Annotated in this window: 23 protein-coding genes; 10 read left to right on the forward strand and 13 right to left on the reverse strand. The window is 75.5% G+C overall.

Annotation, left to right across the window (positions count from 1 at the left end):
* Positions 1-30: 30 nt before the first annotated feature.
* From HH311_RS33605 to HH311_RS27885, 8 genes are all read right to left on the reverse strand, one after another.
* Positions 31-1,827 carry an NAD-binding protein gene (locus HH311_RS33605; RefSeq protein WP_169186986.1) on the reverse strand — a complete coding sequence of 599 codons (1,797 nt, stop codon included), beginning with the start codon at positions 1,825-1,827 and terminating at the stop codon, positions 31-33.
* 11 nt (positions 1,828-1,838) lie between these two features.
* Positions 1,839-3,491, reverse strand: coding sequence for an adenylate/guanylate cyclase domain-containing protein (locus tag HH311_RS27855; protein WP_312030452.1), 1,653 nt, complete (start codon positions 3,489-3,491; stop codon positions 1,839-1,841).
* 55 nt (positions 3,492-3,546) lie between these two features.
* On the reverse strand, positions 3,547-4,776 hold the full coding sequence (locus tag HH311_RS27860) for a fatty acid desaturase (protein WP_169186987.1): 1,230 nt from the start codon (positions 4,774-4,776) through the stop codon (positions 3,547-3,549).
* A 34-nt stretch (positions 4,777-4,810) separates the two neighbouring features.
* Positions 4,811-5,923 carry a ferredoxin reductase gene (locus HH311_RS27865; RefSeq protein ID WP_312030453.1) on the reverse strand — a complete coding sequence of 371 codons (1,113 nt, stop codon included), beginning with the start codon at positions 5,921-5,923 and terminating at the stop codon, positions 4,811-4,813.
* Between the two features lie 120 nt (positions 5,924-6,043).
* Positions 6,044-6,796, reverse strand: coding sequence for a MerR family transcriptional regulator (locus HH311_RS27870; protein WP_169186989.1), 753 nt, complete (start codon positions 6,794-6,796; stop codon positions 6,044-6,046).
* Positions 6,797-7,388: 592 nt separating this feature from the next.
* On the reverse strand, positions 7,389-7,934 hold the full coding sequence (locus HH311_RS27875; protein ID WP_169186990.1) for a hypothetical protein: 546 nt from the start codon (positions 7,932-7,934) through the stop codon (positions 7,389-7,391).
* A gap of 159 nt (positions 7,935-8,093) precedes the next feature.
* On the reverse strand, positions 8,094-8,879 hold the full coding sequence (locus tag HH311_RS27880) for a hypothetical protein (protein ID WP_169186991.1): 786 nt from the start codon (positions 8,877-8,879) through the stop codon (positions 8,094-8,096).
* Positions 8,873-9,343 carry a GNAT family N-acetyltransferase gene (locus HH311_RS27885; RefSeq protein ID WP_312030454.1) on the reverse strand — a complete coding sequence of 157 codons (471 nt, stop codon included), beginning with the start codon at positions 9,341-9,343 and terminating at the stop codon, positions 8,873-8,875. Before HH311_RS27885 ends, HH311_RS27880 begins: the two co-directional genes overlap by 7 nt.
* Positions 9,344-9,642: 299 nt before the next feature.
* Between HH311_RS27885 and HH311_RS27890 the strand changes: the two genes are divergently transcribed.
* From HH311_RS27890 to HH311_RS27915, 6 genes are all read left to right on the forward strand, one after another.
* Positions 9,643-10,092 carry a hypothetical protein gene (locus tag HH311_RS27890; protein WP_169186992.1) on the forward strand — a complete coding sequence of 150 codons (450 nt, stop codon included), beginning with the start codon at positions 9,643-9,645 and terminating at the stop codon, positions 10,090-10,092.
* 113 nt (positions 10,093-10,205) lie between these two features.
* Positions 10,206-10,772: a YceI family protein gene (locus HH311_RS27895; RefSeq protein ID WP_169186993.1), complete on the forward strand. Its 567-nt coding sequence runs from the start codon at positions 10,206-10,208 to the stop codon at positions 10,770-10,772.
* 29 nt (positions 10,773-10,801) lie between these two features.
* Entirely contained in the window at positions 10,802-11,704 is a 903-nt protein-coding gene (locus tag HH311_RS27900) for a patatin-like phospholipase family protein (protein WP_169186994.1), read from the forward strand.
* Between the two features lie 78 nt (positions 11,705-11,782).
* Positions 11,783-12,277 carry an inorganic diphosphatase gene (locus tag HH311_RS27905; protein WP_169186995.1) on the forward strand — a complete coding sequence of 165 codons (495 nt, stop codon included), beginning with the start codon at positions 11,783-11,785 and terminating at the stop codon, positions 12,275-12,277.
* On the forward strand, positions 12,274-12,897 hold the full coding sequence (locus tag HH311_RS27910) for a hypothetical protein (RefSeq protein WP_169186996.1): 624 nt from the start codon (positions 12,274-12,276) through the stop codon (positions 12,895-12,897). The genes HH311_RS27905 and HH311_RS27910 overlap by 4 nt, the downstream gene beginning before the upstream one ends.
* Positions 12,894-14,225, forward strand: coding sequence for a carboxylesterase family protein (locus HH311_RS27915; RefSeq protein ID WP_169186997.1), 1,332 nt, complete (start codon positions 12,894-12,896; stop codon positions 14,223-14,225). Before HH311_RS27910 ends, HH311_RS27915 begins: the two co-directional genes overlap by 4 nt.
* A gap of 13 nt (positions 14,226-14,238) precedes the next feature.
* Here the strand turns inward: HH311_RS27915 and HH311_RS27920 are convergent, their stop codons facing one another.
* Positions 14,239-17,763, reverse strand: coding sequence for an indolepyruvate ferredoxin oxidoreductase family protein (locus HH311_RS27920; RefSeq protein ID WP_169186998.1), 3,525 nt, complete (start codon positions 17,761-17,763; stop codon positions 14,239-14,241).
* A 239-nt stretch (positions 17,764-18,002) separates the two neighbouring features.
* On the opposite strand from HH311_RS27920, the gene HH311_RS27925 reads away from it, so the two are divergent.
* Positions 18,003-18,491: an Lrp/AsnC family transcriptional regulator gene (locus tag HH311_RS27925; RefSeq protein ID WP_169186999.1), complete on the forward strand. Its 489-nt coding sequence runs from the start codon at positions 18,003-18,005 to the stop codon at positions 18,489-18,491.
* Positions 18,492-18,573: 82 nt separating this feature from the next.
* Here the strand turns inward: HH311_RS27925 and HH311_RS27930 are convergent, their stop codons facing one another.
* Positions 18,574-19,440 carry a Clp protease N-terminal domain-containing protein gene (locus HH311_RS27930; protein WP_169187000.1) on the reverse strand — a complete coding sequence of 289 codons (867 nt, stop codon included), beginning with the start codon at positions 19,438-19,440 and terminating at the stop codon, positions 18,574-18,576.
* Positions 19,441-19,818: 378 nt separating this feature from the next.
* Between HH311_RS27930 and HH311_RS27935 the strand changes: the two genes are divergently transcribed.
* Positions 19,819-20,775, forward strand: a complete 957-nt coding sequence (locus HH311_RS27935; protein WP_169187001.1) for a helix-turn-helix domain-containing protein — start codon at positions 19,819-19,821, stop codon at positions 20,773-20,775.
* 44 nt (positions 20,776-20,819) lie between these two features.
* Positions 20,820-21,791, forward strand: coding sequence for a phosphotriesterase (locus HH311_RS27940; protein WP_169187002.1), 972 nt, complete (start codon positions 20,820-20,822; stop codon positions 21,789-21,791).
* Positions 21,792-21,842: 51 nt separating this feature from the next.
* On the opposite strand, the gene HH311_RS27945 is transcribed toward HH311_RS27940, so the two are convergent.
* From HH311_RS27945 to HH311_RS27955, 3 genes are all read right to left on the reverse strand, one after another.
* Positions 21,843-22,949 (reverse strand): PHB depolymerase family esterase, encoded by a 1,107-nt coding sequence (locus HH311_RS27945; RefSeq protein WP_169187003.1) that lies wholly within the window; start codon positions 22,947-22,949, stop codon positions 21,843-21,845.
* A gap of 17 nt (positions 22,950-22,966) precedes the next feature.
* A complete protein-coding gene (locus tag HH311_RS27950; RefSeq protein ID WP_169187004.1) occupies positions 22,967-23,365 on the reverse strand; it encodes a CopG family transcriptional regulator in 399 nt (132 codons plus the stop codon).
* Positions 23,366-23,429: 64 nt separating this feature from the next.
* Positions 23,430-24,191 carry a BTAD domain-containing putative transcriptional regulator gene (locus HH311_RS27955; protein WP_169187005.1) on the reverse strand — a complete coding sequence of 254 codons (762 nt, stop codon included), beginning with the start codon at positions 24,189-24,191 and terminating at the stop codon, positions 23,430-23,432.
* Positions 24,192-24,361: 170 nt separating this feature from the next.
* Here HH311_RS27955 and HH311_RS27960 point away from each other — a divergent pair, with 170 nt between their 5' ends.
* On the forward strand, positions 24,362-24,523 hold the full coding sequence (locus HH311_RS27960; protein ID WP_169187006.1) for a DUF1059 domain-containing protein: 162 nt from the start codon (positions 24,362-24,364) through the stop codon (positions 24,521-24,523).
* The last annotated feature ends 15 nt before the right edge of the window (positions 24,524-24,538 follow it).

The following is a 24,538-nucleotide window of genomic DNA, read 5'->3' on the forward strand; positions in this document are numbered from 1 at the left end:
GCACTTAGTGCTCACAAGCGCGCAGCGCACCTACGGCGCCAGCATGCCCTCGACGCGGTCGCGGGGCAGCACCGCCGGCGGGCCGACCACACCGTTGCCGGTCCCCTCGCGCACCGACCGCGAGGCGCACCGTTCGAGGACCGTGCCCAGCCCGCCGCGGGTCGCGACGACGAGCAGCCGGTCGCCGACCTTGAGGTGACGACGCGGCCGGGGCGGCAGCTCGAGCACGGCCTCGGGGCCGGCGCCGCGGTACACCCCGACGATGCGCACGGCCCCGGTCTCGACGAGCGCGCCGATCGTCAGCCCCGCCATGAACGACGCGCGCCCCACCGTCACCTCGGCCATGAGCAGGATGCGGCGCCCGACCGGGATCGTCGCGAGCACCTGCCCGTCGCGCAGCGCCGCGGCGAACACCGGCGCGGCGACGTAGGAGACGCTGCGCGAGATGGCGTCCATGCTCCGCTCGACCCGGGCCGCGAGGTCGTCGTCGCGCAGCCGCAGCACCACCCGCACCGAGCGCTGCACCGAGCGCCCGACGAGCGCCGCCTGCAGGTTCGTCGCGTCGTCGCTGGTCACCGTGACCAGCGCCCGGCACTCCTCCGCCCCGGCCTCGCGCAGCACCCGCTCGCGGGTCGCGTCGCCGAGGACCACGGGCACCCCCGCCCGGGCGGCGGCCGACGCCCCGACGGCGTCCTCGCTGCGCTCGACCGCCACCACCGGCACGCCCCGCTCGCGCAGCGTGGTGACGATGCGGATCCCGACGTTGCCCAGGCCCACGACGACGACGTGGTCGCGGCGCGGCATGCGCCGCGGGGCGACGCCGACCACCCGGCCGCTCACCGCGCTCTCCACCACGACCGCGGTCACCAGCGGGATGATCGCGATCCCGACCACCGTGACGAAGCCCTGGATCACCTGCACGGCGGTGCTGGCCCCGGTGTCGGGCTGGGCGGCGCCCGCGGAGTCGAGGACCGCGAGGTAGATGGCGTCGCCGACGCTGTAGCCGCCCGCCGTCGCGAACGCCGCCGTGCCGAGGATGAACAGCCCGACCAGGGCGAGCGTCGCCCGCGCCAGACGCCGCGTGAACGTCCCGCGAAGACGCAGCACGACGCGGCCCACGGCGTTGCGCAGGCGTTCGGTGCGGGGCCGGGAGAGCTGGTCGGTCGCCCGGGCACGGTTCTCCGCGACGGCGAGCACGTAGTCGGCGGTGTCCTCGCCGGCCGGGTCGGGCAGCAGCCGGGGCCCGCCGCGGGCCCCGAGCTGCGAGTTCGCGGCCAGCCCGCACACCACGGCCTCGTCGCGCACCTCGCGGCGGCCGGCCACCACGAAGGTGCGGTCGGGCACCCGCACGTGCTGGCGGGTGTTGCGCCCGATCGCCTGCGCGACGAACGACGGCGCCGCGGTCTCCGAGACCGACAGCACCGTCGCCGTCGGGAGGATCTGCTCGATGCGCCGGCCGAGGCGGGTGTTGAACAGCCGTACGACCAGCCGGACGTCCGGGTCGATCTCCTGGACCCGCAGCGCGCGGTGGATGTTGGTGACGTCCTCGCGGTCGACGAGCGCGACCGCCGTCGCCCCGCGCACCCCGGCGGCGAGGAAGGTGCGGTCGTCGTCGGAGCGGCCGCCCTCGACCACCCGCACTCCCGGCGCCGCCTCGATCTGGTCGACGTAGCGGCCGGTGCGGTCGGCGACCACGACGACGATCTCGGCGGTGAGGCTGCCCTGCCGGCGCAGCGCCTGGACCATGCGCAGGGTGAGCAGGTTGTCCCCGCAGATGACGAAGCGCTGCGCACCCCGACCCGACGGTGTCGCCCCCGCACTCGTCACGAGGGTGGACCCTAACGGCGGGTGATCCCCGACCGTGCCGTTCCGGACACCTCGGCCGCGTCCGGACCGTCGTCGCGGCCGACGGGCACGACGATCTCGGTGTCGGCGCGCCGCCCGCGCAGCCGCTGCGTCCCGGTCACCCGCCACCGCTCGGCCTCGGCGTCCCGGGCCCGCGCCAGCGCGGCGCCCGACGCGACGACCCGCTCGGGGCTGGTCTTGGCGAGGTCGCAGAGCCGTGCCGCCTCGTTCACCGGGTCGCCGATCACGGTGTACTCGTAGCGCCGCGCGACGCCGATGTTGCCCGCGACCGCCTCACCGGCCGAGACGCCGATCCCGGCCCGCACCCCGATCTCCCGCAGCAGTTCGGCGAGGCCCCGCGCGGCGGCGAGGGCCGCGCCGGCGGCGTCGTCGTGGTCGGTGGGCGCCCCGAAGACCGCGAGGGCGGCGTCGCCCTCGAACTTGTTGATCCAGCCGTCGTGCCCCTCGACGACGTCGACCACCTCGGAGAAGAAGCGGTTCAGGCGCGCCATGACCTCCTGGGGCGGCCGGGTGGCGGCCAGCCTGGTGGACCCGACGAGGTCCACGAACAGCACCGCGACCTCGCGGACCTCCCCGCCGAGCTCGACCTCGCCGGCGACGGCGGCCGCCGCGACGTCCTCCCCGACCTGCTGGCCGAACAGCTCCCGCACCCGGTCCCGTTCCCGCAGCCCGGCCACCATCGTGTTGAACCCGGACTGCAGCAGGCCGAGCTCGGTGGTGTCGGAGACCTCGACGGTGACGTCGAGGTCGCCGTCCTCGACGCGCCGCAGCGCGCGGCGCACGGCGAGCACCGAGGCGGCGAGCGAGGTCGAGGTCAGCGCGGTGACGAGGAAGCCGACCGCGAGCGCCAACAGCGTCAGCACCAGCGTGACGAGGCCCAGCCGGGTCACGGTGAAGTAGTCCGCGTACACCAGGGACGTCGCGGCGGCGATGACGACGCCGAGCAGCGGCGCCCCGGTGCCCATCACCCAGGTCCCGAGCGAGCGCACCGCCACGCCGGGCAGGCCGTTCTCGCTGGGCGGCTCGAGCACGAACACCCGCGCGACCTCGCGCCGCAGGGCGAGCTCGGTCATCCGGTAGGCGACGGTCACGGTGGTCACCCCGCCCAGCGCGATCATCGCCGCGACCGCCCCGGCGAGCACGGCCGACCACCGCGCGTTGATCGCGGTGAACAGCACCACGCCGAAGACCCACGGGACCGCCTGCACCACCGCCAGGCGCAGCGGCGCGCGCAGCACCACCCGCCGCGCCCGCCGACGGTGGCGTTCCCGGTCGGCGTCGGTCGCCCGCGGCCCCGGCGGTTCGGGGATCCGCATCCACGACCACCCGAAGGCGAACGCCATGGCCGCGCCGACCGGCGCATACACGGCGAACAGCACGAGGTTGATTCGCAGCACCTCGGCCTCGTCGGCGACGAGCGCCCGGAACGGCAGGACCCATGCGGCCAGCGCCACGAGGAGCCCCGCGCCGACCAGGTTCGACACCACGATCAGCGCGCCCGCGATCACCTTGGTGCGGAAGGCCACGCGGCCGGGCGCCTCCGCCGTGGGGTCGGCCGCATCCGCCGTCGGGCCCGCGGACGCATCCGCGGGCCCGGGCGCACTGCTCGACGTCCCGGCCCTCACGGCTCCCGACGGTAACCAGGCGGCCGTGCCCCGGGTGGGTGGTGTGGCCGAGGCGTCAGCTCTCCGACGCGGAGTCGGCCGGCATCCCGGGGGTGTTCGTCGGCATCGGCGGACGCTGCGGGGTCTCCATCCTGTCCGGGCCGGTGGACTTCGCGGCCCCGGGGCGCGGGAGACCGAGCTCCTGGCGGCGCTGATTGGCCTCGCGGAGCTTCTTCGCGGGCAGCGAGAGCCGCCAGATGGACCGGGTGGCCTGCCAGAACTGCCGCGGGAAGGGCCCGGTGGTGTAGGGCAGCTCGTACTTCTCGCACAGCGCGCGGACCCGCTCGGCGATCTCCGGGTACCGGTTCGAGGGCAGGTCCGGGTAGAGGTGGTGCTCGATCTGGTAGCCGAGCGAGCCCGACATGATGTGCATCAGCCGGTTGCCGGTGAAGTTGGCCGACCCGAGCAGCTGGCGCAGGTACCACTCGCCCTGCGTCTCGTTCTCCAGCTCCTCCTCGGTGAACACCTCGGCGCCGTCGGGGAAGTGCCCGCAGAAGATGATCGCGTACGACCAGATGTTGCGGACGAGGTTCGCCGTGAAGTTCGCGACGGCGGTCGGCACGAAGTTCGGCCCGGTCAGCGCCGGGAAGAGCACGTAGTCCTTGCCGATCTGGCGGGCCTGCTTGCGCGCGATGTCGGCCAGCTTGCGCTTGAACTCGTCCGGGTCCTCGATCTCCTGCTTGCGCAGCCCCTCGATGTCGAGGTCGTGCAGCGAGACGCCGTACTCGAAGAACAGCATGAGGATCGTGTTCACGACCGGCTGCACCAGGTAGTACGGGTGCCACGGCTGGTCGGAGCGGACGCGGAGGATCTCGTACCCGACGTCCTTGTCCTTGCCGATGACGTTCGTGTACGTGTGGTGGAGGTAGTTGTGGGAGTGCTTCCACTGGTCGGCGGGGCAGACGTTGTCCCACTCCCACGTCGACGAGTGGATCTCCGGATCGTTCATCCAGTCCCACTCGCCGTGCATGACGTTGTGGCCGATCTCCATGTTCTCGAGGATCTTGGCCACCGAGAGCATGGCGACGCCGGCGAACCAGAGCGACTTCCGGTTCGAGCCGAACATCGCGACCCGCGCCGCGACGTTGAGCCGCCGCTGGACGGTGATGAGCCGCCGGATGTACGCGGCGTCGGCGTCGCCGCGCGACTCCTCGATGTCGGACCGGATCTGGTCGAACTCCCGACCCAGAGCCTCGACGTCCTCCTGGCTGAGGTGCGCGAACTCCTTGACGTCCCTGATGGCCACGGCCGTCTCCCCTCGTTGCTTCCGGTCGTTCTTCTCAGGCGTCGACGACGCAGTCGCCCGCGGCGGCGGAGATGCACGTCTGGATCTTGACGGCGTCCCAGCTCTGGCCGCCGGAGCCGTCGGCGTGGTGCTCGGTGCCGTCGCGGAGGTCGCGCACCGTGCCGGAGCGCAGCGGGACCACGCAGGTGTGGCAGATGCCCATGCGGCAGCCGAACGGCAGCTGCAGGCCCGCCTCCTCGCCGGCCTCCAGCAGCGTCGTCGCGCCGTCGATCTCGATCTCCTTCTCCGACTGGGAGAAGGTGACGGTGCCGCCCTCGGTCTCGCCGCCCGCGAGGTTCGCCGAGAACCGCTCGACGTGCAGCTTGTCCTCGAGGCCGGCGTCCTTCCAGACCTCCTCGGCGTCGTCGAGCATCGCGTTCGGCCCGCACACCCAGGCCTCGCGGTCGGTCCAGTCGGGGCAGACGTCCGAGAGGTCGTGCAGGTCGAGGTGGCCGTCCTCGGAGGTGTGGCGCCGCACCACGGTGATCGACGAGTACCGGGTGTCGAGGTCCTCCAGCTCGTCGGAGAACAGGAAGTGGTCGGGATCGGGCGCGGAGTGGATCACGACGACGTCGGGCATGGTCCGGCGACGGTCCAGCGTCCGGAGGAAGGCCATGATCGGCGTGATCCCGCTGCCCGCGGTGAGGAACAGGATCTTCTTCGGTGGCGGTTCGGGGAGGACGAAGTCACCCTGCGGCGGGGCGAGCCGCACGATCGTCCCGGGCGCGACGCCCCGGACGAGGTGCTGGGACAGGAAGCCCTCGGGCTGGGCCTTGATCGTCACCGAGAGGTGGCCGGCGTCGCGCTTGGGCGGCGAGGTCAGCGAGTACGAGCGCCAGTGGAAGCGGCCGTCGACCTGGACCGCGATGCCCACGTACTGCCCGGGCTGGTGGTCGAACGACCAGCCCCAGCCGGGCTTGATGACGAGGGTGGCGGCGTCGTCGGTCTCGGGGACGACCTTGACGACCTTCCCCCGCAGCTCCCGCGCCGACCACAGCGGGTTGAGGAGCGTCAGGTAGTCGTCGGGGAGCAGCGGCGTGGTGAAACGGGACGCGGCCGCGCGCAGGCGCTGCACCGGCCGGGGGAGCCTCGCCGAGGAATCGTTCACGTCGCCTCCGCTTCGTCGCCGGGGACACGTCCACCGGAGTGACCGGGGGCACGTGGCCCGAGATTGACCCATCAGGGGCACATCGAAACATCCCGCCGTGTCATATGACATCGCGGGATGTCATCCACGATCCGGAAGATCGTCCTCACCCAGGATGCGGGACGCCTCGCGGACGAGCTCCCCCACCGCGCGCGGCATCGTCTCGCGGAACGCCGACATGACGGTCTGCGCCGCGACCGGCTGGAGCTTCGCCACGACGTCGCGGATCTCCTCGAACCGGTCGGCCGGCAGACCCTCGGCGACGAACCCCTGCCAGACCGTGCGCCGGAAGAGGTCGACGAAGTCGTCCGCGACCTCCGTGACGTGCCCGAGCACGATCTGCCGCGTGCGCAGGAGCGCGTCCAGCGGCAGCCCCAGCCGCACCGCCTCCGCGCCGGCGCGCACCATCCCGGGGCTGTGGACCCGGATCGCGCCCTCGCCGAGGTCGGTGATGAGGCCGGCCCCGACGAGCAGGTCGTAGTCCGCGGGCTCGACCCCGATCCACGAGGCGAACTCGTCGCGGGGCATGTCGACGGGGGGCTCGGCCTGCCAGGGCATGAGCATCTCGAGGTACTGCGAGAGGGCCCGCTCGGCCGTCTGGTTGGGCGTCGCCTCCACCAGCCGCTCGATCGCCGCGAGCGAGAACCCCTCGGACTGCAGGTGGGTGATGAGCTCCAGGCGGGCCAGGTGCTCGGCCCCGTAGAAGCCGGTCCGGCCCTGCATCCGGGGCGGCGGGAGGAGGCCACGGGCCGCGTGAGCACGCACGTTGCGCACCGTCATCCCGGCATGCGAGGCCAGACGGTCGATCGTCCAGGCCGATGCAGGGGAACCCACGTCATACCACGGTACGAGTCGTGGGCGGGCCCGGCGGTTCGTGTTACTGGCAGTACCTACTAATTGCGTCCCGTCGATGCCGGGACCGTCGGCGGGGATGCCCGCCGTGGGTTGGCCCGAGAGGGACGGTCGAGGCGGCCGAGTGGGCTGCGAGGGCGGCCCGGCCGACCATGGTGCTCCACTGGGGAACCGGTGTTCGTCGCAGTTCCCACCGAGTGGACCGCCAGGGTCGCGGCCGGAGCCGTGGAGGTCCACCCGGCGCCCGCCGGGGTCACGGCGGGGCGGCTGAGGCGGCCGAGTGGGCTGCGAGGGCGGCCCGGCCGACCGTGGCGGTCCACTGGGGAACCGGTGTTCGTCGCAGTTCCCACCGAGTGGACCGCCAGGGTCGCGGCCGGAGCCGAGGGAGCCCACTCGGCCGTCACGTCCGCCGACCCCCGGGCAGTCGATCACGGGCCCGACACACCGTCCGGGGGTCCGACGGCGTGCCCGATTCCATGATCGACTGCCTGGGGTCGGCGGCCCGGTGAGCCGCACGGTCCAGCCGGAGCAGGGCGCTCCGCTGCGTCGGCGCGGTCCTCGCGTCGCTCGCCGACTAGCGCTGGGCGGCCCGGTGGGCGCCGGGCGCCGCGGCGCGGTCGGCCTGGCGCGGCGCGGCCGCCTCGCGGACGCCGTCCGCCCGGTGGCGAGCCACGCGCTCGCCGCCGGCCTGGCCGACGGCCTTCTCACCGGCGGCCCGCTGGCCGGCCGCCTTCTCGCCCACGGCCTTCTGCCCGGCCGCCTTCTCACCGCCGGCCCGCTGGCCGGCCGCCTTCTCGCCCACGGCCTTCTGCCCGGCCGCCTTCTCACCGGCGGCCCGCTGGCCGGCCGCCTTCTCACCGCCCGCCTGAGCTCCGGCCGCCTTCTGACCGGCGGCCTTCTCCCCCACGGCGCGCTGCCCGGCGGCCTTCTGGCCGACCGCCTTCTCACCGGCCGCCCCGCGGGCACCGTGGTGGACCTGCTGGCCGCCGTCGGCGCCCGCGGTCGGCGTCGGCGCCGGGGCGGGAGCGGCCGAGGCCGCGCCCGCCGTGCCCAGCGACGCCGCCACGGCCAGTCCCAGGGCGACACCGATCTTCGTACGGAGCGTGCTCGTCGGACGCATGGAGCGTCCCCCTTCCCCGACGCCGGGCGGCCGCTCCGCCCGAGGCGGCGCGGAGCGTAGCCGGGTAATCACCCTCCGAAGTCAGGCGTATCGGATCTCGCAGGTCGGACCGGGGGAGGTCAAGACCGGACCAAGCGCACCTGCGACGCCGGTGAACCGTCACCAGTTGTCGAAGAGGCCCCCGCCGTCGAAGCCGCCGCCACCATCGAAGCCGCCGCCGTCCCAGCCGCCGTCGAAGCCCCCGCCGCCCCAGCCACCGTCGAACCCACCACCGTCGAACCCACCACCGCCGAACCCGCCGCCGTCGAACCCACCACCGAAGCCCGAGAAGAGCGCGTCCGCGAGCAGGACACCCCCGACCGCGCCCACACCGCCGAGCAGCATCGGCTTCCACCACGGCTCGGAGTACCAGCCGGCGGCCACCGGCCGGCCGGCGACGGTGCCGCCCGGGTAGTAGTGCGAGTTCTGCGCCGACGGGTCCGGCGAGCCGGTCACGGTCCGGCCGTCGACGTCGACACGGCGCTCCCCGGCGAGCTCGCCGGCCCGCGCCCGGTCGGAGGACGACGGCAGGTCCGGGCCGGGGTCCATCCCCATCGCGGTCCGCGCGGCCCGCACGAAGTGCAGGCCCTCGAGCGCGGTGTCGGTGACCAGCCGGTACTGCCCCGGGGTCGAGGCCGACGCGAGCTGCGAGCCGGCCGCGGTGTAGCGCTCGGAGGCGTCCGCAAGGGCCTGGCGGGAGGGCTCGTCGGTCCCGCTGAGCGAGAGCACCTGGCCGCCGAGGCGGTCGTACCAGCGCCGCGCCTCGGCCTCGGCGTCCACGTCGGACGCGCCCGAGCCGGTCCCGCCGGCGGGCGCTCCCGCCCCGACGGCCCGGGGCGAGCGGCGCGAGACGGCCAGCGCGATGAGTCCACCGACGACGAGGAGGAACAACAGGACGGTCAGCACATCCCCGACGATCCCCCTGGTTCCTGAACGGCGCCTGTGGACGCCCTGAGCATCGGGACGTGCGGGATGCCGTCCTCGTCGTACTCGCCGCCGCAGACGGCGAACCCGAGGCGCTCGTAGAAGCCGCGGACCCGGACCTGGGCGCCGAGGACCACCGGCCCGGGCAGCGTCGCGAGCGCCGCCAGCACCAGCGCGGCGCCGGCCCCCGTCCCGCGCGTCGCGGGCGCGGTCACGACGCGGCCGATGCGGTGGCCCGTGCCCGGCTCGACGAGCACGCGCAGGTAGGCGGTGAGGACGCCGTCGTCGTCGCGACTGGACCAGTGGACCGCGCCCGGCTCGAGGTCCCGGCCGTCCAGTTCCGGGTACGCACACTCCTGCTCGACCACGAACACCGCGACCCGCAGGGCGAGCACCTCGTAGACCTCGCGCGGCGTCATCTCGTCGAGGACGGCGGAGCGGATCACCCGGCCACGGTAGGGCGACGGGCGGTGGGACGTGGACCACCGGAGGGTGGCCCCGGCGCGCGGGCGCGGTGTATGACTGGCGTGTGTCGTCGTCGCGGGAGGACCTCGAGCGGTTCTGGCCGAGCCGCCGCCTCGACGCGTTCGACGAGTTCTGTCGCCGCCACGGCTGATCGCGCCCTCCCGCGCGCCCGTTCCGGCTCCTCCGGCCCCTCGTCGGCCGCCCGCTCCGGCGCAGCGCTCCCGGGCCCCGGTCGCCCCCGCGTGCCCGCCCGATCCACTCCGCCGAGGAGCCCTTCCCCATGAGCATCACCACCGACAGGCCGGCCCCGACGACCGGGCGCACCGTGGCACTGGACCCCGTCGGCCACGGCCTCGTGGACCCCGCCGGCGGCAGCCGCGACCTCGACGCGATGCTCGACGAGGCGCGCGAGGCCGAGCGATCGGGCGCCGACACCGTCGTCGTCCCCACTGCCGAGGCCGGAGCCCCCCGGGCCCGGCACTGGCCGACGACGGCGCAGGCCCTCGCCGTCCTGCTCGCCACCACGCGGGTCGAGGTGGCGGTCCCGATCCGGGCCCGCGCCTGGGACGTCGAGGCCGTGGCGCGGTTCGCGACGAGCGCGACCGGTCTGGCCGGCGACCGCCTGGTGATCCACGTGCTCGGCGTCGGCGCCGAGACGTTCGCCCGCGCGCTGCGAGCCCGGTGGTCGGGCCGCGTCGTCGTCGGCGGGCCGCTGCCGAGCGCCGCCTGACGAACCACCCCCTTCTCTGTGACCGCTGTCACAGACCCGATAGTTGAAGCTTGAAGCTTCAGTGTTAGGCTCGTCCACGACAGTCAGTTGATGCTTCAAGCGTGGAGGACACCATGACCGAGACCACCGAGACCGCGCCGGCCCTGACGCTCGCCGGCGACTACCAGATCGACCCGGCGCACAGCCGGATCGGCTTCACCGCCCGGCACGCCATGGTCACGAAGGTCCGGGGGCAGTTCGGGGAGTTCCGCGGCTCCGCCCGCATCGACGACGCGAACCCGGCCGGCTCGACGACCGAGATCGTCATCCAGGCCGCCAGCTTCGACTCGAGCCAGGAGCAGCGCGACGGGCACGTCCGCAGCGAGGACTTCCTCAACGTCGAGGTCTACCCGGAGATCACCTTCCGGTCGACGCAGGTCGAGAAGGCCGGCGACGACGTCTGGCGCATCACCGGCGACCTGACGATCCGCGACGTCACGGCCCCCGTCACCGTGGACTTCGAGTTCACCGGGCTGGCGAAGGACCCGTTCGGCAACATCCGCGCCGGCTTCGAGGGCTCGACCACGATCAGCCGCAAGGACTACGGCATCACCTTCAACGCCGCGCTCGAGACCGGTGGCGTGCTGGTGAGCGAGAAGGTCGGGCTCGAGTTCGACATCTCGGCCATCAAGCAGGCCTGAGTCGGTCCCTCCCGCTAGCGTCGGTGATCGTGACGAGAGCGGAGAGCACCACCCCCGACGACCGCGCACCCCGGACCGGGACGACCGCACTCGTCCTGGCCGGGGGCGGCGTCGCCGGCATCGCCTGGGAGATCGGCGTCCTGCACGGCCTGCGCGCCGCGGGCGGGAGCCTGGCGCGCGCGCTCGACGCGCCCGCCCTCGTCGTCGGGACCTCGGCGGGCTCGGTCGTCGGCACGATGGTCGCCGCGGGCGCCGACCGCGGCCCCGGCTGGGACCTCGAGGACGCCTGGGCGACGCAGCACGCGCCCAGCACCACCGAGCTCCCCCGCACCGTGGACTTCGAGGCCCTGTTCGCGAAGATGGCCGACCCCGCCCTGACGCACGACCCGCTCGCGGCCCGGCGCGCGGCCGGGGAGTTCGCGCGTGGCGTGGACCCCGACGAGGCCCCCGGGCGGGCCGCCTCGGTGTCCGCCCGGCTCCCGGTGCACGACTGGCCCCGCACCCCGCTGCGCATCACGGCCGTCGACGCGCACAGCGGCGAGGTCGCGGTCCTCGACGCCGCGAGCGCGGTGGCGCTGGACGACGCGGTGACCGCGAGCTGCGCGGTGCCCGGCATCTGGCCGGTGGTGCCGATCGGCGACCACGTCTACATGGACGGCGGCGTCGCGTCGCTCGCCCACGCGCCACTGGCCGCGGGACACGACCGCGTCGTCGTGCTCGCGCCGATGATCGTGCCGGCCGTCGGCGGGATGCGCGGCCTCGAGGACGAGATCGCCGAGGTCCGCGGGACCGGGGCCGAGGTCGTCGTCGTGGGCCCCGACGAGGACTACCTCGCCGGCCCGGGCGCCAACGCGCTCGACCCCGCGGTCCGGGCCGAGGCCGCCGACCTCGGCGACCGGTTCGGCCGTGCGGTGGCCGCCGCGCATCGCTGAGCGCGGCGGGCTGGCCCCCGGGCGCGGTCCACGTCACACTGTGTCCCCACACGAACGGTGACGGGACAGGAGCAGGGCGTGGATTTCGACGTCTTCGTCGAGGTGCCTCGGGGCAGCCGGAACAAGTACGAGCTCGATCACTCCTCGGGCAAGTTGCGCCTCGACCGGACGCTCTTCACCGCGACCCAGTATCCGGCCGACTACGGCTTCATCGAGGACACCCTCGGCCAGGACGACGACCCGCTGGACGCCCTCGTCCTCGTCGAGGAACCCACCTTCCCGGGCTGCCTCGTCCGGAGCCGGGCGATCGGCATGTTCCGCATGACCGACGAGGCCGGCGGCGACGACAAGGTGCTCTGCGTCCCGGTGGACGACCCGCGCCTGGAGCACCTGCGCGACATCCACCACCTCGACCAGTACCACCGCATGGAGATCCAGCACTTCTTCGAGGTCTACAAGGCGCTCGAGCCCGACAAGCAGGTCGAGGGCCACGAGTGGGTCGGCCGGTCGGCGGCGGAGAAGGAGATCGAGGCGTCCTTCGAGCGGGCGAAGAAGGCGGGCTTCACGACATGACGCGCGCCGGCGACCCCGACGACCTCGGCGGACCCCTCGGGTACTCGACCGGGGACGGGCGCGTGCCCAAGCTCGTGGTCGTCGCGATCGCCTGGGCGGTGTTCGGGCTCGTCGGGCTCTTCGCCGCGCTCCTGCTGCACTCCGCGGGGTTCGCCGTCTTCGGGGTCCTCTGTGTCCTCGCCGGCGGCGGGCTCTACCTGGCCCAGCGCACCCGGGAGCAGCTCGCCTACGACGAGTCGCACCCCGAGGAGGACCCGCTCGTCCCCGAGGACCCCGACCTGGCCGAGGAGGCCGTCGAGGAGCACCGGGCGGCGGAGCAGGAGACGCGGATGTACGCGCCGTACGACCCCGACGACGACATCCTCGACGCCGAGTTCACCGAGTACTTCGAGTACGAGCAGTCGCCCGCCGACCAGGACGACGGCACGGGGTACGACGACGAGGAGGTCGCCTACCAGCGCTTCCGCGACGACCAGCGGGCCCGGGAGTCGCAGCACTCCGAGGCGGAGCAGGACGACGAGGGCGGCGAGGACGAGGACGACGACGTCGCCCGCACCTCCCGCATCCCCGCCGGCGAGCACGACGCCGACCACGAGCCCTCCGACGGGCGCCGCCGGTGACCTCGACGGCGCTGGAGCCGGTGGTCGTCGACACCCCGTCGGGGGCGGTGCGCGGCCGCGTGCACGCCGACGGCGACGTGGTCGAGTTCCTCGGCCTGCCCTACGCCCGCGCCGCCCGGTTCGCGCCGCCCGAACCCGAGCCGCCGTGGGAGGGCGTGCGGGACGCCCGGACGCCGGCCCCGCAGAGCCCGCAGCTGGCGTCGCGGATGGACCAGGTGGCCGGGCCGTCCGACGCCGACGAGCTCGGCCAGGACGAGGACTGCCTGGCGGTGACGGTGCGGGCCCCGCTCGACGCGGTGCCGGGCGCCGGCCTCCCGGTGCTCGTCTGGATCCACGGCGGCGCCTACGTCATCGGCGGGGCCTCGCTGTCCTGGTACGACACCGCCCGCCTGGTCCGCGAGGGCCACGTCGTGACGGTGAGCGTCGGCTACCGGCTCGGGGTCCTCGGCTGGCTGCGCCGGGCCGGGGTGTCCCCCGGCAACCTCGGCCTGCTCGACCTGGCCGCCGCCCTGCACTGGATCCGCGACCACGTCGCCGCGTTCGGGGGTGATCCCGGGGCGGTGACGCTCGTGGGCGAGTCCGCGGGGGCGCACGCCATCGCGTGCCTGATGAGCGTGCCCCGCTACCGACCGCTCTTCGCGCGGGTGATCCTGCAGAGCGGCCAGTTCGGGCTCGGCCTCGGCACGGAGCGCACGGCGGCGCGGGTGGCCGGCTTCGTCGACGACGCCCTGCGCGAGCTCGCCGGGCCCGGGGCCGACCCGCGCACCGTCGACGTCGGGACGCTGCTGCGCGCGCAGAAGCGCACGATGATCCGGCACGCCGGGCCGGGCGGGGTGAACTCCGCGCCGGCGTTCGCCCCGGTCGCGGGCATCGACCCGCTGGTCGGGGTGCCCGCCGGCGACCCGTGGGTGGCCGCCGCCCACTCCGGCCATCCCATGATCATCGGGACGACGGCCGACGAGACGAACACCTTCGTGCGCATCGCGCCGCCGCTGGCCGCGCTGGAGCGGCGCCTGCCGGGGCTCGTGGGCCTCGGGTCCCGGTTCCTCACGCAGCGGGTGTTCGCCGGCCCCGCGGACCGGTTGGCCACCCGGGCCGCGGCCGCGGGCACCACGGTCAGCACCTACCGGTTCTCCTGGCGCGCCCCCGACAGCGGTCTCGGCGCCTGCCACACCATCGAGCTGCCGTTCCTGTTCGGCAACCGCGCCGCGTGGCAGGACGCCCCGATGCTGGCCGGGGCGTCCTGGGACGACGACGTCGAGCCGCTCGGCCGGGCCCTGCGGCGGCACTGGTTGGGCTTCGCATGTGAACGGATCGGGTCGTCATGACGACCACATCCGTTCACATGGCTCGCAGAGCCTCCCGGTAGCGCGCCACGTTCGCGAGCTTGACCCCCTCGTAGCCCCGCACCATGTCCGGCAGGGCCGCGATCCGCACCGCCCGCTCGACCTCGCCGTCGGCGGCCATCGCGGAAAGGCGCGGCACGAGCGCCCGGTACTCCTCGACGAGGGCCCGCTCCACCCGCCGCACCTCGGCGCGGCCGAAGGGGTCGAGCGGCGTGCCGCGCAGCCGGCGCATCGCCCGCAGCGTCGAGTAGGCCGGCCGGAACCACGGCCCGAGCGTGAGCTTGTGCCGCAGCCCCATCGCCCGCAACGACGGCGGGTGCAGCTTCCACGAGATCCGGGCGTCGGCTCCGAACTCGGCCCGGACGCCGGCGGAGAACGCGGGGTCGGTCGACAGCCGCGCCACCTCGTACTCGTCCTTGTAGGCCATGAGCTTGTGCAGGCCGACCGCGACGGCCTCGGCCAGCGCGGCGGGGCCGTCCACGAGCCCGCCGACCACCGCGGCGTAGGACCGCGCGTAGGCGGCGTCCTGGTAGGCGACGAGCTCGGGCACGCGGATCCCCACGAGCCGGGCCAGCTCGGAGCCCGCGGGCGCCCCGATCGACGCGACGATCTCCGCCGCGGCCGCCGCACCCGCCGTCGTCAGCCCCGGGACCCCCGACGGCGCCGGCCGGGTCACCTCCTCGACCAGCGCCGCGAACGCCGCCGGGTCGGCCACCGACTGCCGCCCGCGGCGGAACGCCTGGACGTTGCGCTCCACCGCCGCGCCGTTGAGCTCGAAGGCCGCCTCGACCGCCGCCGCGGACAGCGGCAGCGCACCGAGCTGGAAGGCCGCTCCCACGAGCAGCGAGAGGGAGAACTGGTCGTCACCGAACAGCGTCTCCGACAGCGCCCGCGCGTCGAGCACCGCGCCGACGTCGGCGCGCACCGCGGACCGGATCCGCCCGAGGACGGCGTCGACGGGCGGGTAGGACACCGACGGGTCGACGACCTGCTCCCCGGTCGGGATCTTGGCGCTGGAGACGACGGCGACCGTCCGCTGCGGCGACGCGGCCGCCAGGTACACCGGGTCGGCCGCCACCAGGAGGTCGGCGCCCAGGTAGAGGTCGGCCTCCCCCGCGGCGGCCCGTCCCGCGACCTCGGCGTCGCCGAGCTTGACGTCGGAGACGACGGCGCCGCCCTTCTGGGCGAGCCCGGTCTGGTCGAGCCCGCGGGTCGGGCGCCCGTCGATGCGGGCCGCGGCGGCGAGCACCTGCGAGGTCGTGGTGACGCCGGTGCCGCCGATGCCGGCCAGCCGGATGACGGCCTCGTCGCGCACCGTCCGGACCGGGGTCGGGAGCGACGCGGCGTCGAGCGGCGGGACGGCGACGGTGCTCCGGGCTGCCCCGGGCTCGACGACGGTGAACGCCGGGCAGTCGCCGTCCAGGCAGGAGTAGTCCTTGTTGCAGGACGCCTGGTGGATGCGGGTCTTGCGCCCGAACTCGGTGTCGACCGGGGTGACCGAGAGGCAGTTGGAGGTCTGCCCGCAGTCGCCGCAGCCCTCGCACACCCGCTCGTTGATGACGACGCGGGTGGTCGGGTCGGGCAGCGTGCCGCGCTTGCGCTTGCGACGCTTCTGGGCGGCGCACTCCTGGTCGTGGACCAGCACGGTGACGCCCGGGGTGGCCGCGAGGAGCTCCTGGGCCTCGTCGATCCGGGAGCGGTCCCAGACCACCACGCCCTTGGCGAGCCGCACCCGCCGGTAGCGCGCCGTGTCCTCGGTCGTCACGATGACCCGCGCGACGCCCTCGTCGAGCAGCACCCGGACCAGCGCCGGCATCGGCAGCGCCCCGACCGCGTCCTGCCCCCCGGTCATCGCCGCGGCGCCGTTGTGGAGCAGCCGGAAGGTCATGTGCGCGCCGGCGGCGACGGCCGCGCGGATCGCGAGGCTCCCGGAGTGGTGGAAGGTGCCGTCGCCCATGTTCTGCACCCAGTGCGACGCCTTCGCCGGGTCGGCGAACGGCTCGGTGCCCAGCCAGTGCGCGCCCTCGCCGCCCATCTGGGTCAGCCCGGTGACGCCGCCGACCTGGGACTCCGGCATCAGCATGACCATCGTGTGGCAGCCGATCCCGGCCCCGACCAGCGAGCCTTCGGGGGCCGACGTCGTCGACGTGTTGTGGGGACAGCCCGAGCAGTAGAACGGCTGGCGGTTCGCCCCCGCGATCGGCAGGTCGATGCGGGTGCGACGGCTCCGGCGGCGCGCGTCCCAGGCCTGCACCGACGGCACGTCGCCGTGCGCCAGGAGGCGCCGCGCGAGCCCCACGGCCACCGCGTCCGGGTCGAGGTCGCCGTGCTCGGCGAAGAGCACCCCGGCGTCGTCGCGCTTGCCGTGCACCGCGGGCGCGCCCGGGCGCCCGTAGAGGCGCTCCTTGATCTGGGTCTCGAGGAACGCGCGCTTCTCCTCGACGACGACGATCTCGTCGAGGCCGTCCGCGAAGTGGTCGACGACGCCGGGCTCGAGCGGCCAGGGCATCCCGACGCGCAGCAGCCGCACGCCGCGGCGCGCGCACTCGTCGTCGTCGAGCCCCAGCGCCGCCAGGGCCTGGCGCAGGTCGAGCCAGCTCTTGCCGGCCGCGACGATCCCGACGCGGGCCGGGCCCCGCCCGACGATCGTGTCCAGCCGGTTGGCCGCGGCGTAGCGGCGGGCGAGGACCAGCCGGGCCCGGTGCAGGTCGCGCTCGAGCGGCGCGAGACGCGGGCCGAGGAGCGTGGCGTGCGGTTCGTGCCGGAACGGCGTCCCGTCGATCTCGAGATCCGGCACGACGGGCTGGATCCGGTCGGGCCCGACCGCGACGGTGCCGGAGCCGTCGGCCACCGCGGTGACCATCTTCAGCCCCACCCAGCAGCCGGAGATCCGCGAGAGGTGGACCGCGTGGCGGCCGAGGTCGAGGACGTCCGCGACGTCGGCCGGGTAGAGGACGGGCACGGCCATGTCGGCGAGCGCCGCCTCGGAGGCACAGGGCACCGAGGAGGACTTGGCGGCGGGGTCGTCGCCGACGATCGCGAGCGCGCCGCCGTGGGCGGAGGTGCCGGCGAGGTTGGCGTGGCGCAGGGCGTCGGTCGCCCGGTCGAGCCCCGGCGCCTTGCCGTACCAGTAGCCGGTGATCCCGTCGGCCACGTCGTCGCGCAGGGCCCCCGTCGCGGGCGCGAGCTGGGTGCCCTGCACCGCGGTGAGGGCGAGCTCCTCGTTCAGGCCGGGGGCGACGACGACGCCGTGCGCGTCGAGGAGCTCGCGGTTGCGGAGCAGCTCGAGGTCGTAGCCCGCCAGCGGCGAGCCCTCGTAGCCCGAGACGTAGCCGCCGGTGCGCAGCCCCGCGGCGGCGTCGGCGCGACGCTGGTCGAGGGGCAGCCGCACGAGGGCCTGGACGCCGGTGAGCTGCACGCGGCCGTCCGTGTCGGTGTAGCGGTCGCGCAGCGTCATGGCGGGGCGGCGGGGCTCGACCGGGACGGATCCGGGGCGGGTGCGCGGCACGTCGAGGGTCATGGTGGCGACCTCCGATCTGGCGACGGCGGCGGCCGCGGACCCGGGGTGGCCGGTCCGGACCCCCGCGCGGTGACCGGGCGAGGACTGCTCGGATGGACGCGAAAGCTAGAGACCTACTGGTCGGTGGTCCAGAGCGATGTCATGATGTTGGGCCGTTGGTACACCCGTGCCGCGGAGGAGCTGGTCGGGCTGGTCCGTTGGACCAGCGCCGTCGCGGGGTGGTCGCCGGAGGTGTGACGGTGGTGCTGGACGACCTGGACCGGTCCCTGCTGCTGGCCCTGCTCGAGCGCCCCCGGGTGGGCCTGCGGGAGCACGCCCGCTCGCTGGGGGTGGCCCGGGGCACCGTGCAGGCCCGCTTCGTCCGCCTCCAGGAGGCCGGGGTCATCACCGGGTTCGCCCCGCGGGTGTCACCGTCCGCGCTCGGCTACGGCGTGCTCGCGTTCGTGACGCTGCACATCGCGCAGGGGCGGCTCGACGCGGTGGCCGAGCACCTCGCCTCGGTGCCGGAGGTGGTCGAGGCCCACAGCATCACCGGCGACGGCGACCTGTGGTGCCGGGTCGTGGCGCACTCCAACGCCCACCTCGAGCAGGTCATCCAGCAGCTGCTCGCCTCGCCCGGGGTGGAGCGCACCCAGTCGGAGATCTCGCTGACCGAGCGGGTGCCCGCGCGGGTGCTGCCGCTGGTGCGGGCCCTGCCCCGCGCGGGGCGCCGGCGGGAGGAGTCCTGAGGGGAGCCCCGACGCGCCGCGGTCCGGCCGAGCCGCAGGTCCGGCGCGCCGACGGTCGGCGGGCGCGTGCTCGCCCCGGCCGCTAGGCCGGGACGTCGAGGACCGGCCGCCGCGTCGCCCGCCGGGCCGGCGAGCCGGGCGGCGGGCCGATCCGCAGCGGCGTGGTGACCGCGCCCGCCGGGAGGGGAGCGTGCACGGGCACGGGCACGGGCCCGCGCGGCGCCGCGGCGGGCAGCATCAGCGCGACCGTCGGCGGCGTGCCCACCGGCGTCGGCGCCGGGACCGCGGGCCGGGCGTCGGGGCGGACCGGCGCCGTCACGGGCAGGTCGAGGTCCTCGCGCGCCAGGACGTCGGCGAGGTCGTCGCGGTCGACCCCGAGGTCGGCGAGCAGCGTCGCCGAGCGCCCGGCGGCGAGGAGGGCGAGCGCCAGGTCGGCCGCCACCGCGGGCCGGTCCCGGGTCGTCGCCCGCGCCCGTGCCCGCGCCAGCGCGCCCGCCGCGGCCACGGACAGCGCGGGGCTCCCGTCCGGCGCCACGAGCGGCTCGGGCACCGGACCCTCGGCGCAGGCCGCGGCGAGGAGCGCCGCGCCGGCCCGGCGCAGGCCGAACGCGCGCCCGACCTCCCCGCCGGCGCGGACGACGGCGAGGAGCAGGTGCTCGGTGCCGACCCGTCCGTGGCCGAGCACCTCCACCTCCCGCCGCGCGGCCTCGACGAGGCCGGGCAGCTCACCCTCCGCGGGGCGGGCGCCCGAGGGTGGGTCCGACGGCCCGTCGAGGCAGCCGGCGCCGTACGCGGTGGCGTCGTCGGGCGTCGGGGACACGGTCCGGCGCTTCGTCGGGGAGGGGCGGCGCGCCCCGCCCACGACGCCCCCGCCGTCGGTGCGACGGGATGGTCCCGGCACCGCACGGTCCTGCGTCCGGAGGTCATCGAAGATCGGCGTGGCGGTCATCGGCCCGGCTCCCTTCCCAGTGCCTCGTGGGGGAGTTGTAGCGGCGCGCGGGCCCCGACCGGCGGATCTCGCCCGCTCCACGGCGCGCGGGGGTGATCCCCCGTCCGGGTGGTCGGGTGCCGCGCGGTGACCGCGCCACCGGGCCGGGCGACGTCGCCGCCCGCCGCGCCACCGCCCTGCCGGCCCAGCGCGGTCGCCCACCGCAGGCACCGCTCACCCACAGGCGCCGGGCCGGCACGGCACGGTGCCACCTTCGGGCGCTTTCCCGTCGTGTCGCGTGGGAGGGAGCCCGGTCCGACGTCGCCGGGGGTCGTGTGTGAGGCTGCCGCGACCGTCCGGGCACGGCGCTCGGCCGGCACCGACGAGGGGGAGGTGGGCATGGGGACCGTCCGTCGCCGGACCACCGCGTCCACCCCGTCCGGTCCGCCGGCGCGCTCGGCGGGCACGCGCACCGTCGTCGCGACCCTCGCCCGGGTCGCCCCGCCCGCCCGCGACCGCGACGCCGGCGCGGAGGCCGCGGCCATCGTGCGGTGGGCGCGCGCCGCCGGGACCGCCGACCGCCTCGTCGTCGAGCTCGACTCCCCCGAGGCCGCGTCCCGGCTCGTGTCGCTGCTGACCCGCATCGGCGCCACCGACGGGGTGGTGCGCGGGGACGCGGAGCTCGGGACGTGGCACGTGGAGGCTCCCGACCCCCGCGATCCCGGGCAGGATCCGCTCGCGGCGCGGCTGGGCCTCGTCGACGGACGCGGGCGGACGCTCCCGAGCCCGCCCGCCTGGCTCACCGGCGGCTCGCTGCCCGGTGCGGTGGCGACGTGGCGCGGCGCCCTGCTCGCCCGCGGCCACGTCGAGCGGCGGGGAGCGGCCGCCGCCGTCGTCGTGGACTGCCCCGCCCCGGGTCCGGCGCTCGCGCTCGCCGAGCTCGGCCTGCGTCTCGGGGTCCGGGCCGGGACACGCCGCGACGAGGGCCCGTCCCGGGTCGAGGTGACCGACCCGGCCGAGGTCGCGCTGCTGCTCACCACCTGCGGGGGCCGCGCCACCGCGGCCGCGGCCGGGCTCGAGGTGCCCGACGGCGACCCGACCCCGGCCTCGGCCAACGAGGCCCGCGCCACCGTCGCCGCCTCCCGGGCGGGCACCGCGGTCGCCGAGGCCTTCGCGGCGCTGGCGCGGGCCGGCGTCGACGTCCCGGAGCCGCTCGCCGAGGCCGGCCGTCTCCGCCTCGCCCACCCCGAGCTCGGGCTGGCCGACCTCGCCGCCCGCGCCGACCCGCCGCTGTCCAAGGACGCCCTCGCCGGGCGCCTGCGGCGACTCCTCGCGCTCGCCCGCCGCCACCGCTGAGGCGCGCCTACAGTGCGCCCCGACGGTGATCACGGGAGGCGGCGATGGTCGAGACGGTGCGGGGTCCGGTCGACACGGCGGAGCTGGGGACGACGCTCATGCACGAGCACGTCTTCGTGCTCACCCCCGACCTCCTCGCCAACTACGGCCACACCTACTGGGACGAGGAGGTCCGTGTCGCCGACGCGGTCGACAAGCTGACCCGCCTGCGCGGGCTCGGGATCCGCACGATCCTCGACCCGACCGTCGTCGGCCTCGGGCGCTACGTGCCCCGCGTCGCGCGCATCAACGCCGAGGTCGACCTCCACATCGTCGTCGCCACCGGGCTCTACACGTTCGCCGACCTGCCGCGGCAGCTGCAGAACCGCGGCCCCGGCACGCTGCTCGGCGGCGAGGACCCGCTCACCGGCATGTTCCTGCGCGACCTCCGCGAGGGCATCGGCGGCACCGGGATCCGGGCGGCCTTCCTCAAGGGCGTGGTGGAGGAGAGCGGCTTCACCCCGGACCAGGAGCGGATCCACCGCGCGATCGCGGCCGCCCACCGCGAGACCGGTGTCCCGATCACCCTCCACACCAACAGCGAGCACGAGACCGGCCGGATCGCCCTGGACTTCTACGAGTCGCAGGGCGCCGACCTCACGAAGGTCGTCGTGGGCCACGCCGGCGACTCCAACGACCTCGACTACCTGCGCTCCCTCGCCGACCGCGGCGCGATCCTGGGCTGCGACCGCTTCGGGCTCGACCGGTACAACACCACCGACCGCCGCGTCGCGACCGTCGCCGCGCTGTGCGCCGAGGGCTACGCCGACCGCGTCGCGCTGTCCCACGACGCGTCCTGCTACATCGACTTCTACGCCGGCGACGAGGCGCAGCGGACGCTGCGGGCGCAGGCCCCGAACTGGCACTACGAGCACATCACCCGCGACGTCCTGCCGGCGCTGCGCGACGCCGGGGTCACCGACGGGCAGATCACGACGATGATGGTGGAGACGCCCCGCCGCTACCTCGACGGCTGAGCCGGCCGTCCAGAGGCACACCACGCAGGTCGGACGCCGCTCGGACCTGCCTCACGTGCCCGTCACCGACGCCGACCGGGCCATCCCGAGGAAGTCGACGATCGCGGTGGCGGCGTCCGGCCCGGACGGGTCGGCGTAGGACGCCCCGGCCCGGCCGCCCGACCAGTCGTGCCCCATCCCGTGCACCGTCCACGACTCCGCGAGCAGCCGACCGCCCGGCTCCCGCCAGCGCTCCCGGGTCCACGACCGTCCCCCCTCGACGCGGCCGGTCTCGCGCTCGTGCGGCGCCTCGCGCCCGACCACCGACCGGACGACGGCGGCCGCGTTGCCGGGCGCGACGGTGCGGTCGGCGTCGCCGTGCACGACGACCAGCGGCACCGGCCCCGCGTCGGCGACCGCCGCCGGCGGCGACGACATCGCCGCGAAGGCCGACCCGACGTCGCGCGCCGCCCGGTAGGGCAGCCCGGAGTGGACGCCGGCGCCGCAGAACAGGTCGGGGTGGGTGGCGGCGAGGACGGCGGCCATCGCCGCGCCCGCCGAGAAGCCGGCGACGCCGATCCGGCCGGCGTCGACGTCGTGCGCGGCCGCCACCTCGCGGGCGATCGCGGCGAGGGCGGCGGGCTCGCCGCGGTCGCGCTCCTGGTCGCCGGGGCGGAACCAGTTCCAGTAGCCCATCGCGTTCGCCGACCGGGACTGCTCGGGATAGGCGACGACGACGCCCTCCCGCTCGGCCACCTCGTCCATCCCGGTCGAGGCGGCGAACCCGTCCGCGTCCTGCGTGCCTCCGTGCAGCATGACCAGCAGCGGCGCGGGGCGCTGGGGCGCCGTCGGCACGTACACGCGGTAGGCGAGCCCGCCCGCCGCACCGCGGACGACGCTGCCCGGGGAACGACGCGCGCCGCCCGCCGTCGGGACCCCGCCGGCGCCCGGTGTGCGCAGGCCGGACAGTCCGCCGAGCCCAGGTAGGCCGCCCCCGGGCAGGCCACCCCCCGGCAGACCGCCGCCGGGCAGGCCGGACCCGCCGAGCGCGCGCTGGATCTCGGCCGTCGCGGCGGTGAGCTGCCCCGCGCGCACGAGCCGCGTCGCCTCGTCGAAGGGGGTGGCGCTGCTGCCGCCGGGGCGCGCGAGGGCGCCGACGAGCCGGGTGAAACGGGACATGGGTGCTCCTGGGGGAGTCAGACGATGCGCGGCCCGAGGGCCGCCTTGACCGCACGGCTCGCCCGGAAGGCGCCGAGCACCTCGACCGAGGCGATGGTCGCCAGGGCCAGGTCGGGGTCGACGTCCTCGGCGACGGTCGCCAGCCCGAGGACGCGGATGTGGACCTGCTCCCCCGCGTCGCGCAGCCGTTCGAGGTCGGCGCGGGAGAAGTGCTGGGTGCCGAGGACGAGGGTGCGGCGGGCGACCGTGTGCTCGATCGCCGACTCGCTGCGCGCGAGCTGGGTGCGGACGGCGGTGCGGATGAAGTCGGTGCGGTTGCTGAAGAAGCCCTCCTGCACGAGCAGGTCGATCCGCCCCAGGTCAACCGGACCCAGGTTCACGGTGATCTTCTCGGTGCGCTCCGGCTCCCCGGCCACGTCGACCCTCCCTCCGCCATCCACATGGATGGTGCACGGCAGGTGTCGCGAGCGCAAGCGGGTCTCAGGCGAGGATGTCGGCGTACACCTCCCGCGTGGTCGCGCACGGGTCGGCGCCGAGCTCGTCGCGCAGGAGGCGACGCATCTCCTCGTAGGCCCGCAGGGCCGCCGCGCGGTCGCCCCGGGCGGCGAGGGCGCGCATGAGCAGGCGGTGGCCGTGCTCGGCGAGCGGATCGAGCGCGATGAGCGCCCGCGCGCTGCGCTCGGCGCCGGAGCGCTCCCCGGGCCCGAGATGCAGGCAGGCCTCGCCGTACCCGGCGAGCACGCGCCGGTGCCGGAGGGACGCCTCCCGGCGGCGGTCCTCGCTCCACGGGTCGTCGAAGTCGGCCAGGAAGCCGCGCTGGGTGACGAACAGCGCGCTGAGCGACTCGGTCCACGCCGCCCGCCAGTCCTCCCGCGCCGCGGCCGACTCGGCCGCATGCAGGGCGGCCCGCGCGACCGCCGCGTCGACGATCGACCCCGGCGGCAGGACGAGGTCCAGGCTGCGCCGCCCCCGGATCTCGGCCGGCGCGAGCACCGTCCGGACCTTGGAGAGCAGCGCGGAGAACGTCGCCGACGCCCCGTCGCCCGGGCTCGCGGGACACCACAGCAGGTCGATCAGCGCTGCGCGGTCGACCGGGCAGCGGTCGGAGTCGGCCAGGACCGCGACGAGCAGGCGCGCGCGACGCCCGGGCAGGAGGTGCTCGACCGGACGGCCGGCGACGGCGACCGCGAACCGCCCGTGGAGCTGGACGCGCACCGGCGGGGGAACGTCCGGGTCCGACATGGGCCTCTCCCCCGTGGCGGTGTCGCGGTCCCCCCGCCCGCCCCGACACTAGCCACCGAACCCGACGAATCCGACCCTCGCCGCGACAGGACCGCGACAAGGTTCCGGCAACGTGACCGCGCCAGGCTCGGCGTCGGGACCCGGAAAGGACACCGAGAAGGGGGATCGCGATGAACCAGGTCAGGTGCGAGTGCGGGTACGCCGCGCGCAGCGACGAGGAGCAGCAGGTGGTGGACGAGGTCCTCGCGCACGTGCGCCAGGACCACCCGGACCTCGTCGGGCAGGTCACGCCCGAGGTCGTCCGCGGCTGGATCGAGCTCGTCCCCGGGTGAGGGTGGGCGCGTGGT

The organism is Actinomycetospora sp. TBRC 11914, assembly GCF_012933465.1.
In the GTDB taxonomy this organism is placed as follows: Bacteria; Actinomycetota; Actinomycetes; order Mycobacteriales; family Pseudonocardiaceae; genus Actinomycetospora.

Excerpts from the sequence above, each read along its gene's own strand:
- HH311_RS27875 (WP_169186990.1), bottom strand. The coding sequence starts at position 7,934 with ATGCGTCCGACGAGCACGCTCCGTACGAAGATCGGTGTCGCCCTGGGA.
- HH311_RS27890 (WP_169186992.1), top strand. The coding sequence starts at position 9,643 with ATGAGCATCACCACCGACAGGCCGGCCCCGACGACCGGGCGCACCGTG.
- HH311_RS27895 (WP_169186993.1), top strand. The coding sequence starts at position 10,206 with ATGACCGAGACCACCGAGACCGCGCCGGCCCTGACGCTCGCCGGCGAC.
- HH311_RS27910 (WP_169186996.1), top strand. The coding sequence starts at position 12,274 with ATGACGCGCGCCGGCGACCCCGACGACCTCGGCGGACCCCTCGGGTAC.
- HH311_RS27920 (WP_169186998.1), bottom strand. The coding sequence starts at position 17,763 with ATGACCCTCGACGTGCCGCGCACCCGCCCCGGATCCGTCCCGGTCGAG.
- HH311_RS27930 (WP_169187000.1), bottom strand. The coding sequence starts at position 19,440 with ATGACCGCCACGCCGATCTTCGATGACCTCCGGACGCAGGACCGTGCG.
- HH311_RS27935 (WP_169187001.1), top strand. The coding sequence starts at position 19,819 with ATGGGGACCGTCCGTCGCCGGACCACCGCGTCCACCCCGTCCGGTCCG.
- HH311_RS27940 (WP_169187002.1), top strand. The coding sequence starts at position 20,820 with ATGGTCGAGACGGTGCGGGGTCCGGTCGACACGGCGGAGCTGGGGACG.
- HH311_RS27945 (WP_169187003.1), bottom strand. The coding sequence starts at position 22,949 with ATGTCCCGTTTCACCCGGCTCGTCGGCGCCCTCGCGCGCCCCGGCGGC.
- HH311_RS27955 (WP_169187005.1), bottom strand. The coding sequence starts at position 24,191 with ATGTCGGACCCGGACGTTCCCCCGCCGGTGCGCGTCCAGCTCCACGGG.
- HH311_RS27960 (WP_169187006.1), top strand. The coding sequence starts at position 24,362 with ATGAACCAGGTCAGGTGCGAGTGCGGGTACGCCGCGCGCAGCGACGAG.